The organism is Endozoicomonas atrinae, from assembly GCF_001647025.1.
Classification (GTDB): Bacteria; Pseudomonadota; Gammaproteobacteria; order Pseudomonadales; family Endozoicomonadaceae; genus Endozoicomonas; species Endozoicomonas atrinae.
Genome location: NZ_LUKQ02000005.1, coordinates 20,976 through 35,132, shown reverse-complemented (window position 1 = coordinate 35,132; position 14,157 = coordinate 20,976). Strand labels below are relative to the sequence as shown.

The following is a 14,157-nucleotide window of genomic DNA, read 5'->3' as shown; positions in this document are numbered from 1 at the left end:
CTCTCCTTACAGGCTCGCCTGTTTGTTATCGGGCATGGCCTGCTTGGCCGGATCTTCTATATACTTGCCAGTTTTCTTGTACTCCACGATCTCTTTAGGTGTCACCATTTCGCCGGTGTTATTGCCCCAGGCATTTCGTTCATAGGTGATCACTGCCGCGAGGTCCACCTCATTCAACTGGCCGGCAAAGGCCTGCATGGCAGAACCTTTCTTACCATTCATAACGATATCGACATGTGCTCCGATCTGATCGGCTTCCGTGGCCATTGGGCTGCCTTTTAGCGCAGGGAAGATCGGTGGCATACCGGCCCCATTGGGCTGATGACATACCGCACAGGCTTTGTTGTAGGCCTGCTCACCTCTGGCCATCAACTCATCCATGGTCCAGGTTTTGTCCGTCAGCTCACGCTCTTTTTCGGCTTCGGCTTTTTTTGCCTCCAGCCAGGCGTCGTAGTCTTCCTGTGACTTAGCCTCAACGACAATGGGCATATAGCCATGATCCTTACCACACAGCTCTGCACACTGCCCACGGTAAGTGCCAGGCACTTCAATATTCGTCCAGGCTTCGTTAATAAACCCAGGAATGGCATCGCGCTTTACTGCCAGGGCAGGCACCCACCAGGAGTGAATAACGTCAGCAGCGGTAACCAGGAAGCGAACCTTTTTGCCAACTGGAATCACCAGCGGCTCATCCACTTCCAGAAGATAGTTGGGGTTCTTGTCCCGGACGTTAAGGATCTGTTCCCGGGGAGTACTGAGGTTACTGAAAAAAGAGACATCTTCTCCAACATACTCATACTGCCACTTCCACTGATAGCCGGTAATTTTGATATCAATATCGGCCTCATCAGTGTTGTAGATATCCACAAGCGTTTTTGTCGCCGGGATCGCCATCAGCACGAGTATCAGAAAAGGAATGGATGTCCATACGATCTCAACCAGTGTGCTTTCATGAAACTGATGAGGTACGGCACCTTTGGATTTACGGTGCTTGAAAATAGAATAAAACATGACCCCAAAGACAATCAGGCCAATCACGACACAGATTATCAATATGGTCATATGAAGTCCGTAGATATTCCGGCTGACAGCCGTCACACCTTCGGTCATGTTGACTTCCCATGCAGCACGGCTACTACCCGTTACAGCCAGTCCCACAAGAAGAAGAAAAAGAGATTTCGCCTGCTGCATCATTCCCTTACATCCCCTGACTATCCGCTGATCGCAGCGGAAACTTCTTATTATTATTGTGCAGACTTGTTGTGCTGCTTTACTTCTCAGAGGTGTGACTGGCAACTGAGCAGCATTTTGCCCGGTCGCATGTGTCACGATACTGACCTGTCCAATGGTCTTGTATTGTTACAAACATTCATCATCCCCATCCCATGATGAAGCCCATTTGTGTCATTTACGCAGGTAAACCACACATGGATTCAATGAGAGGAAGCGATATTGCTTTGATTTATCTGACCTGAAAAACCCCACTACATCTAATCAAGAGCAGATATGCAATCAGTATTGAGACAAAGTCAAACTGCTTAACATACACATAACTGCAAATCCAACACCTCACGCCATAGAAATACTATGACAAAACATCCCAAGCAGAACACTCTAAGTCTGACAATAATCGTCCATAGAGTATAGTTCTAGAAAACCATTAAACAACATGCTGAAAAAAAATGAAATCTCCAATTTTAAAATACTATAAATGTCGTTTAATACATATTTAAGCTATTCATTATTAAGGTCTATAACGAACTGTAATTAAACGACATTTTTATTCAGGATCTATAATGAAAAACTTTTTAACCTAGACATCCAATTTTTATTAAAAGCGACCACCGCTCCAGCAATCATAGAAGTGGTAAGTTTAAACAAGCCCTATTGCTTTATGTGAATAGGCTTCACCATTACCACTTTTTTTTTGAAAGTTTCATCAAAAAAAGCAACCTCTAATTGCATCCAGCCATCCATAAAATCCTTCTGATAAAAGCTGGCATGGCATATATAGTGTGCCATTTTTTTGACTGCACAACAGATTCCAAAATTTGGAAAAACCCTTATTTTACAGGTTTTTTCTATATTATTTTTTATTTATAAAAATATTGAAATATATGAAAAAGGAATATTTACTATCTCTTGTTTTATAAACAGCACTATGGTTTTGTAAGCATCTACCGGACAGCCATTGTCAATAATTCATGCTGACAGCAATGGATGAACACAGGGGATAAATATGGATGTGCAGGCAATCCGAAATTTAATCATTCGGGTCAAAGAGCTGGAAGCACAAGGCAAACACCTCCAAACGCTTATCAGTGATCAGATTGAACAATTACATCGCACGATTGAACTGCCTGATGAGAATGCCTGTGAGACATTGCTGATTTTCACAATGGATTACATTGACCATGTACCTGACTTTCTGGAGGCACTTAATGAAGCCTCTCAGCAGGTTGGTATACACAGTTTTATCTCACCGTTCCTTGATATTGCCGAAGAAAACTTCCTGGCTCCCGTGACCCAGGATCAGCCATTATCCGGGCTCGATCTATTGCTGGATAAGGCTTATTTTGCTCATCGACTCATTGAAGAAGTAAACGACCAGTATCTTGTAAAAACTGGATCAACGCTGATCCCGATGAATATGACCTGGGCAAATCTGATTGTTCACTCAATTTTGGGGGAAAGCTTTGCCAATGAGCTGGATATCATTGTGGATAAAACGGTGGATCAGATGATGCGTTCTCAGGCCATCTATCATGAAGAAAAGTTCAAGGAGTTTATCCACAACCGCAGTGCAGAGGAGTGGATCAGAATCTGGTCACGCTGGAACTGCCTTTCCAATAACCTGGGTATAGAACTGAAGTTTACTTCTGCAGCCTAGGTTCTGTTGACATAAGTTTCATTTCTCAGCTCAAGCCAGAATGCTTCTGACAAGGCGCAAGGACGAAGGAATAACCACGTCCTTCAAGTCATTGCAACAACGACAGAACCTAAGCAGCAGAGGTAAATGTATATCCATAACAGCTCAATGTTTATCGGAAGAAGAGGCGTCTATAAAGCGTATTACATCGGTATGATCCTCCAGAATACTCTCTTCCCGGGCAATACGGGCCTCTGGTAGATCCCCTTCCAGCTTGGGGTTCACTTCCATCACATCGCTGAAGCCACATTCAACACATTCACGGTAATCCCGTTCAGTCTCACTACGAAACATACGGACAGAATCCATCGTGCCGCAGGAAGGACATACCGCTCCTGCAATAAATCGTTTGGTTTTCATGGCTCATATCCCTGACTAGTGACCTGACATTTATACGCAACAGAAAGCTCCTCACACTGTCTGCTGCGTATTTACTTCAAATAACCGTCATTTAACAGCAAGACTTATCATTATTAGTGCGAAGTCTAAGCCATTAAGCCATCTGAATACCACTGTGACGCAGTAGCGCATCAATCTCTGGCTCTCTGCCACGGAAGTTTACAAACAGCTCCATAGGTTCTGCTGAACCGCCTTTCTCCAGAACCTCATGCAGGAAGGACTCACCGGTGTTCCGGTTAAAAATCCCTTCTTCTTCAAAGCGTGAAAATGCGTCAGCTGATAGAACTTCGGCCCATTTGTAGCTGTAATATCCCGCCGCATAACCACCCGCAAAAATATGGCTGAAGCTGTTCTGAAAACGATTGAAAGACGGAGGTATGACTACAGCTACCTGCTTTCGTACCTCATTAAGCACTGACTGCACATCGATGTTTTCCCTGTACTCCTTGTGCAGTTTGAAGTCGAAGAGCGAGAACTCCAACTGCCTGACCATCATCATGGCGGACTGGAAGTTTTTTGCGGCCAGCAGTTTATTCAACATCTCTTCCGGTAGAGGCTCTCCTGTTTCAAAATGACCGGAGATAATGGCCAGACCTTCCTTCTCCCAGCACCAGTTCTCCATAAATTGACTGGGCAGCTCTACAGCATCCCAGGCAACACCACTGATGCCAGAAATCGCCGCATAATCAACCTTGGTAAGCATATGGTGCAGCCCATGACCAAACTCATGGAACAGGGTAACCACTTCATCGTGTGTCAGTAGAGCCGGTTTATCACCAACTGGAGGTGTGAAGTTACAGGTCAGATACGCTACCGGCAGTTGCAACTTGTCATCCTGCTTCCAGCGCGAACGGCAAACATCCATCCAGGCTCCACCACGCTTATGCTCTCTGGCATAAAGGTCCAGGTAGAAACGGCCGATCACTTCTCCCTTTCTGGTGATGTTGAAAAAGCGAACGTCCTTATGCCAGGTATCCACGTTATCCACTGTTTCAAACTCAATGCCATAGAGTCTGTTCACGACTTCAAACATGCCTGAAATGGCTTTTTCTGCCGGGAACCATGGGCGTAGCTCTTCCTGCGAAATGGCGTAACGCTGCTGGCGAAGTTTTTCACCATAATAACCAACATCCCAGGCTTCAAGTTCTTTAACACCAAACTCTTCTTTGGCAAACGCTTTCAGTTCTGCCAGCTCTTTTTCTGCCTGAGGCTTGCTTTTCGCAGCCAGGTCTTCGAGAAACTCGATGACTTTATCAGGAGACTCCGCCATCTTGGTGGCCAGGGAATACTCGGCGTAGTTATCAAAACCCAGCAGCTGAGCCAGTTCATGTCGCAATTTGAGTATTTCTTGGATGTTTTCCGTATTATCAAACTCACTGGCATTCGGTCCCTGGTCAGAGGCTCGAGTAGAGAATGCGGTGTAAACCTCTTTCCTGAGCTCTCTGTTATCGCAATAGGTCATCACCGGAAAGTAGCTTGGGAAGTCCAGATTCAGCAACCAGCCTTCTTTCTCTTTAGACTCAGCCAGCTGCTTTGCGCCTGCCAGTGCGGACTCGGGTAATCCAGCCAGCTCAGATTCATCGGTAATCAGCTTGCTCCAGGCCATGGTGGCGTCCAGAACATTATCAGAGAACTTACTGGTCAGTTCTGATAGCTGTTTTTTAATCTCGCCATAGCGGGCTTTCTTATCATCTTCCAGGGCAACACCGGCAAGATGGAAGTCCCTGAGATTATCGTTAATCACTTTCTGTTGAGCACTGTCCAGCTTATTAAACTCTTCTGAGTCTGCCAGAGACTGGTAAGCCTCAAACAACTGACGATTCTGCCCAAGGCGTGTTGAGTATTCAGACAACAGCGGCAAACAACCATTGTAAGCATCCCGCAGCGCTTCATTGTTGACCACTGCATTCATATGACCTACAGGTGACCAGGCCTGACCCAGCCGGTCGTCCAGTTGGTCCAGAGGCTCCTGCAAAGCACTCCATCCCGTACCGGCCCCGGAAGCCAGTAACGCCGCTACTGCTTGTTCGTTATCATCAATAATGGATTCAATCGCTGGCTTTATATGTTCAGGAAGAATTTTGGAAAACGGAGGGAGTTCACTGGATTCCAGTAGCGGGTTATTCATAGGACAGCTCTCTATACCAAGGTTATTATTTGTAATAGATGGGTGCACCGCCGTATGAATTCAAGCAGAATCCAGTCAGCGCACTATCCACTATGGCAGAAACACCAGAGGAGCCCTGCTCAATGAGTCAAGCCATCAGACGCTTCAATAATAAAATGCCAGTTCTGGGAGAAAGGGTCTACATCGACGAGAGTGCAGTTGTGCTTGGTGATGTCACTATTGGGGATGACAGCTCTGTGTGGCCAACGGCTGTTATTCGTGGCGATATGCATTCAATCATCATTGGTACCAGAACGAGCATACAGGACGGTTCAGTTCTGCATATTACCCATGCCAGCGATTACAACCCTAATGGCTATCCATTGACAATTGGCGATGATGTAACCGTAGGGCATAAAGCGATCCTGCATGGTTGTACCATTAACAGTCGCTGCCTGATTGGTATTGGTGCCATTATTCTTGATGGAGCTGTAGTGGAAGAAGAAGTCATTGTCGCAGCCGGCTGTCTGGTCCCACCGGGAAAGCGTCTTGAAAGTGGCTTTGTTTACAAGGGTAATCCGGCCCAAAAAACACGGGAAATATCTGAAAAAGAACGTAGTTTCTTCAAATACACCGCTGGGAACTATGTGAAACTCAAAAATAATTATCTTGAAAATTAGACCAAGGGCTAAATCAAGCCCTTTACTCCGCTACTTAAAGACCATTAAAAATCAAACATTTAATAAAAACCATCACATTTTTAACTCTTCCTTATGACCTAAGTAGTAATGACGCCTTGACTGGTCATAACTAATCTGAAGCTATCAAACAAATTTATGACTGTTTTCATTCATTTACATAAGGAATTTCTCATGAGCGAACTCAATCAGATAGGCCAGGAAAATAACCCGATATATATCCAAGCCGAATTAGCTGATGAGGCTAGAGATAAAGCGGAAATCAGAGAAGCAGAAAAAGCCGCTTTAAAGCATCAAACCAAGCTCCAGCTTCAGGAGACCATTGATCTTGAGGGAAATGGTGATGGCAGAAGCCGCGACGCCCAGTTGCTCAATATCTATGCCAGTCAATCTGTCAAAGGCTAAATTATTGATCCTTACATCGTACCAGAGGCCTATCTATGCCTCTGGTGAATATGTTATAAGCGCGCCCTGATACTCATTCAGCTGGCTCTTTCAAATATGGAAATATACTCTACCGTTATCCTGCTATTCCTGATCATGGATCCTCTGGGCAACATGCCTGTCTTTATCTCAATACTGAAAGGGGTCCCTGAAGAGAGGCGCAGCAAAGTTCTCATCAGAGAGCTTTTGATAGCTCTGTTTATTCTCCTGATCTTCCTTTTTGCCGGTAAATACCTGCTGCTATCACTTCATTTGAAGCAGGAATCGGTAAGTATTGCCGGTGCTATCATCCTGTTTATTATCGCTATTCGTATGATTTTCCCATCCAACCGGGGTGGCGGCATCATGGGCAGTACCCCAGATGGTGAACCCTTTATTGTCCCATTAGCAATCCCTCTTATCGCAGGCCCATCAATTCTGGCAACCCTGATGCTGGTATCCAGTCAGCATCCAGGAAATCAACCGAAACTCGCCATGGCCGTCTTTATCTCCTGGGCGTTGAGCGCTGCCATTCTGATGATGTCGGGTAAAATCATGAAACTGCTGGGTGGCCGAGGTATATTCGCTATTGAACGGCTCATGGGGATGATATTGGTCATGCTCTCTGTACAGATGTTTATGGACGGTATTGCCCACTACTTAGCCTAGTAAACACTTACCAACTGCTTCCAAAGAATAATCCATAAACCGGAAGCAGTTTCTGTACAAACCTACATTATTTCCATTATTATCGAATTATTTATCACAAAAGTTTTCTATTATGGATCTGGACACTTGTGCCAAGACTCTAAAAGAGTTGGGTCATTCCTCACGGCTTGGAATTTATAAACGTCTTGTTCGCTCTGGCCATAATGGTTTGCCTGTCGGAACCCTGCAAAAGGAGCTGGATATTCCCGGTTCAACCCTTTCTCACCATATTTCAGCGCTCGTTTCTGTGGGGCTGGTTCAACAGAAGCGGGATGGAAGGACACTGTACTGCATTGCTCAGTTTGACACGTTCAATGAAGTGATGGGGTTTCTCAGTGAGGAGTGTTGTGTGGATGAGTAAACTGAATCAGAGAGGTTAACGTTACATGTTCCTGATATCCCAGGAACATGTAACATGCTGATCAAGCAGCCATGGACCGCTTTTTCATATACACCAGCAGCAGAGACACTGCAGCAGGCGTCATGCCCTGGATACGGGATGCACGGCCAAGCGTCTCGGGACGGGCATCACTCAGCTTCTGCTTAAGCTCGTTCGATAATCCTTCAATCAATGTATAATCAAGAGCTTCCGGTATACGAGTATTCTCATAGCGCCGCATACGATCTATCTCTTCTGTCTGACGGTCAATATAGCCCTGATACTTGGTCTGTATCTCAACCTGTTCCGCTACCTGATCATGGGTTTCAGCCTCACCCACCAGTCCAGCTACATCGTTATAGGTCAGCTCCGGACGGCGAAGCAATTCCAAAAGGCTGTATTCACGGCTTATAGGCCTGCTGAGCTTATTTTCCAGTGTACTGGCTGCATCGCTGCCCGGATGGATAAACGCCGCTCTAAGGCGCTCAGATTCCTTCTCAATACGCTCTTTCTTGTCGCTGAATGCTGCCCAGCGCTCATCATCCACCAGACCAAACTCTCTTCCTTTCTCAGTTAATCGCAGATCTGCATTATCTTCTCGAAGAATCAAGCGGTACTCTGCCCGGCTGGTAAACATGCGGTAAGGCTCACTGGTGCCATTGGTAATCAGATCATCCACCAGCACACCGATATAGGCTTCATCACGACGTGGACACCAGGACTCTTTATCCTGAGCCCTGAGAGCTGCATTCATACCAGCCAGCAGCCCCTGTGCAGCAGCCTCCTCATACCCGGTCGTACCGTTGATTTGACCGGCAAAGAACAAACCGCCAATGGCTTTGGTTTCCAGAGAGTACTTCAGTCCTCTTGGATCAAAGTAATCATACTCTATGGCGTAACCGGGACGGGTAATATGAGCGTTTTCCAGGCCACGAATAGAGTGAATCAGGTTAATCTGTACATCAAACGGCAAACTGGTGGAAATACCGTTGGGGTACAGTTCATGTGTGGATAGCCCTTCCGGCTCCAGAAATACCTGATGCGAGTTTTTATCCGCAAAACGGGTAATTTTGTCTTCTATTGATGGGCAGTAACGAGGGCCAATACCTTCAATTACCCCGGTAAACATGGGCGAACGATCCAGTCCGCCACGAATAATGTCGTGAGTTCGCTCATTGGTATGAGTGATATAGCAGGATACCTGCTCAGGGTGTTGATCTACTGTTCCAAGGTAAGACATCACCGGCAGTGGCGTATCCCCTGGCTGAGCTTCCATCACTGAAAAGTCCACACTTCGGGCATCAATACGTGCAGGAGTACCTGTTTTTAGGCGTTGCCCCCCCAGAGGCAGCTCTCTCAGTCTGTTTGCAAGGGCAATGGATGGAGGATCACCGGCTCGGCCTCCGCTGTGATTTTCCAGACCAATGTGAATCCGTCCGCCAAGGAAAGTACCCGCGGTCAAAACAACGTTCGGGGCAAGAAAACGAACCCCCATGTTGGTCACGACACCACGAACCTGACTGGTGCTGTCATCAACCACCAGATCGTCCGCAGCCTGCTGAAATATCCACAGGTTCTCCTGGTTTTCCAGAATCGAACGAATGGCTGCTTTATACAGAGCACGATCCGCCTGTGCCCTTGTCGCTCTTACAGCAGGCCCTTTCCTGCCATTCAGAATCCGAAACTGAATGCCGGCAAGATCTGTCGCTTTTGCCATGGCACCGCCAAGCGCATCAACCTCTTTTACCAGATGACTTTTACCAATCCCGCCAATGGCTGGATTACAGGACATCATCCCCAGAGTTTCGATGTTATGGGTCAACAACAGCGTTTTAACGCCCATACGTGCTGAAGCCAGGGCGGCCTCAGTACCGGCATGACCGCCACCGATAACAATCACATCAAATTGTTTTGGGAAATCCACTGCCAAAGTCTGTCACCTGTCATCAAGAGAAGATAAGGCCGGCAATTATACACAGGTTAAATAGCGCTGTGACCCAGCATTGGATAAGAGTGATCTGAAGGTTTCAAGCGGCTAGCCCAATGACAACGCTTTCATAACGTCTGTGAAAGGAAACAAGCCACGTAATTTTACTCACAGCCAGCAGATCCACCCAGAAACCCTATACGTTTCTCATAAAAAATGGTCGGTTTTTCCATGTAAACAACAGTAATAACAGCGAATAGCTGTTTCTTAGTGTTCTTTTATTTTTTTAATAGATATAGGTGTTGATAAAATCTGTGGATAACCAAATAAACCCCTTTATTTTCATTCAATTACCAATTGAACAACCCTGTTGTATTTTTGGTAGGAAGGTTTAGTTAACATGTCATTAAGCTGTGGAAAAAACAGACTTTATCCACAGAAAGATATTATTAAAAGGTTATTCCCTGGCTTGTTAATAGCTTGTCTGTGTATATGTCCACATTTCCATGATTCTCAGGTGTCTTGCCTGAAAGCCTTTTGTTATCGGATGTTCAAAGTAATCGTCTGTTTTATCGCAATTGAATTTATCCACAGAGGAATAAAGCGGTTGCGAATTCAGTGAAAATAAGTAGAATTCGCAAACGATAATAATTCTTGTTTACAGACCGCTATGAAAAAACTTCTCTCTATTGCTTCTGCTATTGCGATTTCTTGTTCTTCTCTGCTGGCTCAGGCTGCTGAAGAGGTGAATGTCTATTCTTACCGCCAACCTTTTCTGATTGAGCCCATGCTGAAAGACTTTGAAGAGCAGACTGGCGTTAAAGTGAACGTTGTATTTGCCAAGAAAGGCCTGGAAGAGCGTATCGAGAGAGAAGGAAAGTTCAGCCCGGCAGATGTTGTACTGACTTCTGACATGATCAGTCTTTTTGATCTGGTTGATCGCAAACTTGTACAGCCAGTCAACAGTAAAACCATTAATGAAAACATCCCTGCGCACTTAAGAGATCCCAATAACCAGTGGTACTCACTGACCATGCGGGTTCGAAATATCTACAGTTCCAAGCGTGGTGAAAAGCCGGCTGATATCAACTATGAAGATCTGGCCAGCAGTGAGTTTAAAGGAAAGATCTGTACCCGCAGTGGCAAGCATCCATACAACATTGGCCTGGTAGCCTCCATGATTGCCCATAAAGGCGAGGCTGAAACCAAACAGTGGCTGGAAGGAGTCAAAGCAAACCTTGCCCGCCGTCCTCAGGGTAATGATCGTGCTCAGGTAAAAGCGATCAAAGAGGGCGTTTGTGATGTCTCTCTGGGTAACAGCTACTACTTTGGCAAGATGATGCAGAATGATGATCAAAAAGCCTGGGCTGATGCGGTTTATATTAACTTCCCTAACCAGAAAAACTTTGGTTCCCATGTCAATATCAGCGGTATGGTGATGGCAAAGTACGCGCCTAATAAGGATAATGCCCTCAAGCTGATGGAGTACCTGGCCAGTGAAGAGGCTCAATCCATTTATGCCCGAGACAACATGGAGTACCCGGTCAATCCGAAAGTCCCAGTGTCTGACACCGTTGCTGCATGGGGTGAGTTCAAAGCTGACCCACTGCCTATTTCAGAAATTGCAGCGAACCGTACCAAGGCCCAACGTCTTCTGGACGAAGTCAAATTTGATCTCTAGATCTTAGTGCATGAATCACAACTTACCGATCTACTGGAGGGCTGGCAGCTGGTTGCTGGCCCTTTTGCTGTTTTCTCCCGTCATTGCTCTGATCGTAGAGGCTCTTGCCCCTGCCGGAGAGTTATTTGATCATCTGTGGAATACTGTTCTCACCACATACATAGCGAATAGTGTTCTTCTTATTCTCGGAGTAGGAGGTCTTGGGGCTATTCTGGCTATTCCCGCAGCCTGGGTAATGGCCAATACCCGAATTCCAGGAAGAGACCAGCTACAGTGGTTGCTGGTATTACCACTGGCTATGCCATCCTACGTTATTGCCTATATCTATACAGACCTTCTGGAGTTTGCCGGGCCTGTGCAACGCTTCACAGGTTGGGAATCCGCAGCAGACTACTCCTTCCCGGAAATACGCAGCCTTGGCGGCGCTATTATTGTTCTGGCTCTGGTGCTTTACCCTTATCTTTATCTGCTGGCAAGAACCGCTTTCCTTGAGCAGTCAAAAAGCCAGACTCTGGCAAGCCGGCTTTTGGGATGCTCACCACTACAAAGTTTTTTCCGTGTAACATTACCCATGGCCCGTCCAGCCATTATTACCGGCCTGGCTCTGATGGGCATGGAAGCCCTCGGTGATTTTGCTACGGTAAGTTATTTTTCCGTTCCGACGTTAACAACTGCGGTATACGACACCTGGCTTGGTTATGGCAGCTTGAATGCAGCGGCAAAAATCTCGGCCATGATGCTGCTGGTGGTCATGCTGTTGATCAGCACTGAAAAATACAGCCGCCGTAAACAACAGCTCTATCAGAAAAATACGGGCCAGGAGCAGCGGGAGTTGGTCGAACTTTCAGGCTGGTCAAAGTGGCTGGCTATCGGTTGGTGCTGGATGCTTGTAATCCTCGGTTTTCTGCTTCCATCACTGGTGCTGGTGGAATATATGATTGCCTATTTCGATGATTCTTGGAGCAGTGAGCTTTTTGAATATGGATTAAACAGCCTGATGGTTTCCGGATCCGCAGCCGCTGCAGCCTGTTTTATTGCGCTGTTCCTTGGTGTTTACCAGCGTTTAAAGAGTACGAGTTTTTCTCGAATCCCTGCTCGCCTTGCCTCAACTGGCTATGCTCTGCCAGGCAATGTTCTGGCCATAGGTGTACTGATCCCCCTGACACTCTCTGACCATTTAATCAACGAACTGCTGATTCACTGGAACCAGTCAACCGTAGGGCTCATTTTCAGCGGCTCTATCATTACCCTGGTTTTTGCCTATGTTGTGCGTTTCTCTGCTGTTGCTGTTGGTAGTGTTGAGTCCAGTCTTGGACGAGTTTCACCTTCGCTGGATATGGCCAGTCGAACACTGGGATGTAACCCTCAGGAAATGGTGAAACGTGTTCATCTTCCCTTAATCCGTAAGGGTATGCTGGCGGGACTGTTGCTGGTATTTATTGAGAGCATGAAAGAGTTGCCTGCAACGCTGTTACTCAGACCTTTCAATTTTGAAACACTGGCAACCTGGGTCTTTCAATACGTATCTGATGAACAGCTGGAATATGCGGCACCTGCCGCATTGGTACTGGTTCTGGTAGGATTGATTCCTCTAATTATGCTAAACCGTTCTCTGGAAAGGCAGGAACAGAAATGAGTGCCCTGAAAATCACTGAACTTGCCTGTGCTTATGACAGCTCTGCCAAAAAAAGTAGCCCACCGGGAACAAACATCGCTATTGCCAGCAACCTTGTTCTATCAGGATTAAACCTGTCCATAGAGGATGGAGAAATTGTCTGTCTTCTGGGTCGAAGTGGATGTGGTAAGTCTACCTTATTGAAAGCGATAGCAGGTTTGATTCAGCCGGTATCCGGCACCATTGAGCTACATGGAAAGGAAGTCAGCTCTGCTACCAGAGTAACACCTCCAGAACAGCGGGGAATCGGTATGATCTTTCAGGACTATGCCCTGTTTCCCCATCTGACGGTTTTTGACAACATCGCGTTCGGCCTTAAGAAAAAGACCACTGAACAGGTCAAACAACGGGTTCAGGATATGCTTCAGCTGGTCAACCTCTATGGTCTTGATAAGCGGTATCCGCATGAACTCTCTGGAGGACAACAGCAGCGGGTAGCAATAGCCAGGGCTCTGGCCAATGAACCTTCAATTCTGTTGCTGGATGAGCCTTTTTCAAATATCGACAGCCAGGTTCGTCAGCATCTGGTCAGAGAAATCCGGGATATTCTCAAGCAGCAAAAAGTTGCAGGACTGTTTGTTACTCACAGTCGTGAAGAAGGTTTTGCTTTTGCGGATACCATTGCGGTAATGGGGCAGGGCAGAATCATGCAGCAGGGGACGGCTTTCAATGTTTACCATCACCCAGACAACCGTTTTATTGCCGATTTTATGGGAGCCGGAAATGTTTTGCCTGCAACCATTGAAGATGAGTTCCACGTGAGCACCCCATTAGGTATTGTGGAAGCCACACGACCTCTCTCCATGGAAAAAGCAGGGAACAAGGAAAGTCTGGAGTTATTCATCCGGCCACAGATGGTTGAAGTCTCTGCTGTGGATAAACTTGAAAATTCACTGGCTCAGGAGTCTACCAGCACTTTTCCACAGGCAACCATTACCCGGCAGCAGTTCATGGGGAAAAATATACGCAGTGAAATTCATCTGGACTGCTGCCAGGGAAGCTATCAGCTGGTTTCAGAGCATTCAAACCCTGTGGCAGAAAATTCCACAGTACAGCTAACTATTCTTCCTCATGACCTGGTACTGTTCGATGCAGATGGACAGACTCTGAATAGCTGACACCTTCCCTTTAGTTAAGGCATATATCTCAGAATACTATGCCTTACCCCATCCTTTCTGGATTTATGCCTGTTACCAATTAAAAAGTCCCCCCTGAAAGAACCAATATAAAC

General features: G+C 46.3%; 12 protein-coding genes. 8 read left to right on the top strand and 4 right to left on the bottom strand.

Translation table 11 applies throughout. From position 1 onward, the window contains the following. Window positions 1-6 precede the first annotated feature (6 nt). Window positions 7-1,194 (bottom strand): cytochrome c oxidase subunit II, encoded by a 1,188-nt coding sequence (gene coxB / locus AK963_RS01640; protein WP_066013534.1) that lies wholly within the window; start codon window positions 1,192-1,194, stop codon window positions 7-9. Window positions 1,195-2,239: 1,045 nt separating this feature from the next. Between coxB and AK963_RS01635 the strand changes: the two genes are divergently transcribed. Further along, a complete protein-coding gene (locus AK963_RS01635; RefSeq protein ID WP_066013533.1) occupies window positions 2,240-2,890 on the top strand; it encodes a hypothetical protein in 651 nt (216 codons plus the stop codon). Between the two features lie 144 nt (window positions 2,891-3,034). Here AK963_RS01635 and AK963_RS01630 read toward each other — a convergent pair whose 3' ends face one another. Beyond that, a complete protein-coding gene (locus AK963_RS01630) occupies window positions 3,035-3,289 on the bottom strand; it encodes a YheV family putative zinc ribbon protein (RefSeq protein ID WP_066013532.1) in 255 nt (84 codons plus the stop codon). Window positions 3,290-3,422: 133 nt separating this feature from the next. Continuing rightward, window positions 3,423-5,456: an oligopeptidase A gene (gene prlC / locus AK963_RS01625; protein WP_066013530.1), complete on the bottom strand. Its 2,034-nt coding sequence runs from the start codon at window positions 5,454-5,456 to the stop codon at window positions 3,423-3,425. 122 nt (window positions 5,457-5,578) lie between these two features. Here prlC and AK963_RS01620 point away from each other — a divergent pair, with 122 nt between their 5' ends. The 4 genes from AK963_RS01620 to AK963_RS01605 all read left to right on the top strand — a co-directional run bounded on the left by AK963_RS01620 (window position 5,579) and on the right by AK963_RS01605 (window position 7,625). Further along, on the top strand, window positions 5,579-6,115 hold the full coding sequence (locus AK963_RS01620; protein ID WP_066013578.1) for a gamma carbonic anhydrase family protein: 537 nt from the start codon (window positions 5,579-5,581) through the stop codon (window positions 6,113-6,115). A gap of 192 nt (window positions 6,116-6,307) precedes the next feature. Continuing rightward, complete coding sequence (locus AK963_RS01615) at window positions 6,308-6,538, top strand: hypothetical protein (protein ID WP_066013529.1); 231 nt, start codon at window positions 6,308-6,310, stop codon at window positions 6,536-6,538. Between the two features lie 96 nt (window positions 6,539-6,634). After that, entirely contained in the window at window positions 6,635-7,225 is a 591-nt protein-coding gene (locus AK963_RS01610) for a YhgN family NAAT transporter (RefSeq protein ID WP_066013527.1), read from the top strand. A gap of 112 nt (window positions 7,226-7,337) precedes the next feature. After that, complete coding sequence (locus AK963_RS01605) at window positions 7,338-7,625, top strand: ArsR/SmtB family transcription factor (protein ID WP_066013525.1); 288 nt, start codon at window positions 7,338-7,340, stop codon at window positions 7,623-7,625. A 61-nt stretch (window positions 7,626-7,686) separates the two neighbouring features. Here AK963_RS01605 and mnmG read toward each other — a convergent pair whose 3' ends face one another. Beyond that, on the bottom strand, window positions 7,687-9,567 hold the full coding sequence (mnmG, locus tag AK963_RS01600) for a tRNA uridine-5-carboxymethylaminomethyl(34) synthesis enzyme MnmG (protein ID WP_066013577.1): 1,881 nt from the start codon (window positions 9,565-9,567) through the stop codon (window positions 7,687-7,689). A 673-nt stretch (window positions 9,568-10,240) separates the two neighbouring features. Here mnmG and AK963_RS01595 point away from each other — a divergent pair. From AK963_RS01595 to AK963_RS01585, 3 genes are read left to right on the top strand one after another with little or no spacing between them, the layout of a single operon-like run. Continuing rightward, a complete protein-coding gene (locus AK963_RS01595) occupies window positions 10,241-11,251 on the top strand; it encodes a Fe(3+) ABC transporter substrate-binding protein (RefSeq protein ID WP_066013524.1) in 1,011 nt (336 codons plus the stop codon). Window positions 11,252-11,261: 10 nt separating this feature from the next. Next, window positions 11,262-12,887: an ABC transporter permease gene (locus AK963_RS01590; protein WP_066013522.1), complete on the top strand. Its 1,626-nt coding sequence runs from the start codon at window positions 11,262-11,264 to the stop codon at window positions 12,885-12,887. Beyond that, window positions 12,884-14,044, top strand: a complete 1,161-nt coding sequence (locus AK963_RS01585) for an ABC transporter ATP-binding protein (protein WP_083232384.1) — start codon at window positions 12,884-12,886, stop codon at window positions 14,042-14,044. Before AK963_RS01590 ends, AK963_RS01585 begins: the two co-directional genes overlap by 4 nt. Window positions 14,045-14,157: the final 113 nt, after the last annotated feature.

Excerpts from the sequence above, each read along its gene's own strand:
- coxB (WP_066013534.1), bottom strand. The coding sequence starts at position 1,194 with ATGATGCAGCAGGCGAAATCTCTTTTTCTTCTTCTTGTGGGACTGGCT.
- AK963_RS01635 (WP_066013533.1), top strand. The coding sequence starts at position 2,240 with ATGGATGTGCAGGCAATCCGAAATTTAATCATTCGGGTCAAAGAGCTG.
- AK963_RS01630 (WP_066013532.1), bottom strand. The coding sequence starts at position 3,289 with ATGAAAACCAAACGATTTATTGCAGGAGCGGTATGTCCTTCCTGCGGC.
- prlC (WP_066013530.1), bottom strand. The coding sequence starts at position 5,456 with ATGAATAACCCGCTACTGGAATCCAGTGAACTCCCTCCGTTTTCCAAA.
- AK963_RS01620 (WP_066013578.1), top strand. The coding sequence starts at position 5,579 with ATGAGTCAAGCCATCAGACGCTTCAATAATAAAATGCCAGTTCTGGGA.
- AK963_RS01615 (WP_066013529.1), top strand. The coding sequence starts at position 6,308 with ATGAGCGAACTCAATCAGATAGGCCAGGAAAATAACCCGATATATATC.
- AK963_RS01610 (WP_066013527.1), top strand. The coding sequence starts at position 6,635 with ATGGAAATATACTCTACCGTTATCCTGCTATTCCTGATCATGGATCCT.
- AK963_RS01605 (WP_066013525.1), top strand. The coding sequence starts at position 7,338 with ATGGATCTGGACACTTGTGCCAAGACTCTAAAAGAGTTGGGTCATTCC.
- AK963_RS01595 (WP_066013524.1), top strand. The coding sequence starts at position 10,241 with ATGAAAAAACTTCTCTCTATTGCTTCTGCTATTGCGATTTCTTGTTCT.
- AK963_RS01590 (WP_066013522.1), top strand. The coding sequence starts at position 11,262 with ATGAATCACAACTTACCGATCTACTGGAGGGCTGGCAGCTGGTTGCTG.
- AK963_RS01585 (WP_083232384.1), top strand. The coding sequence starts at position 12,884 with ATGAGTGCCCTGAAAATCACTGAACTTGCCTGTGCTTATGACAGCTCT.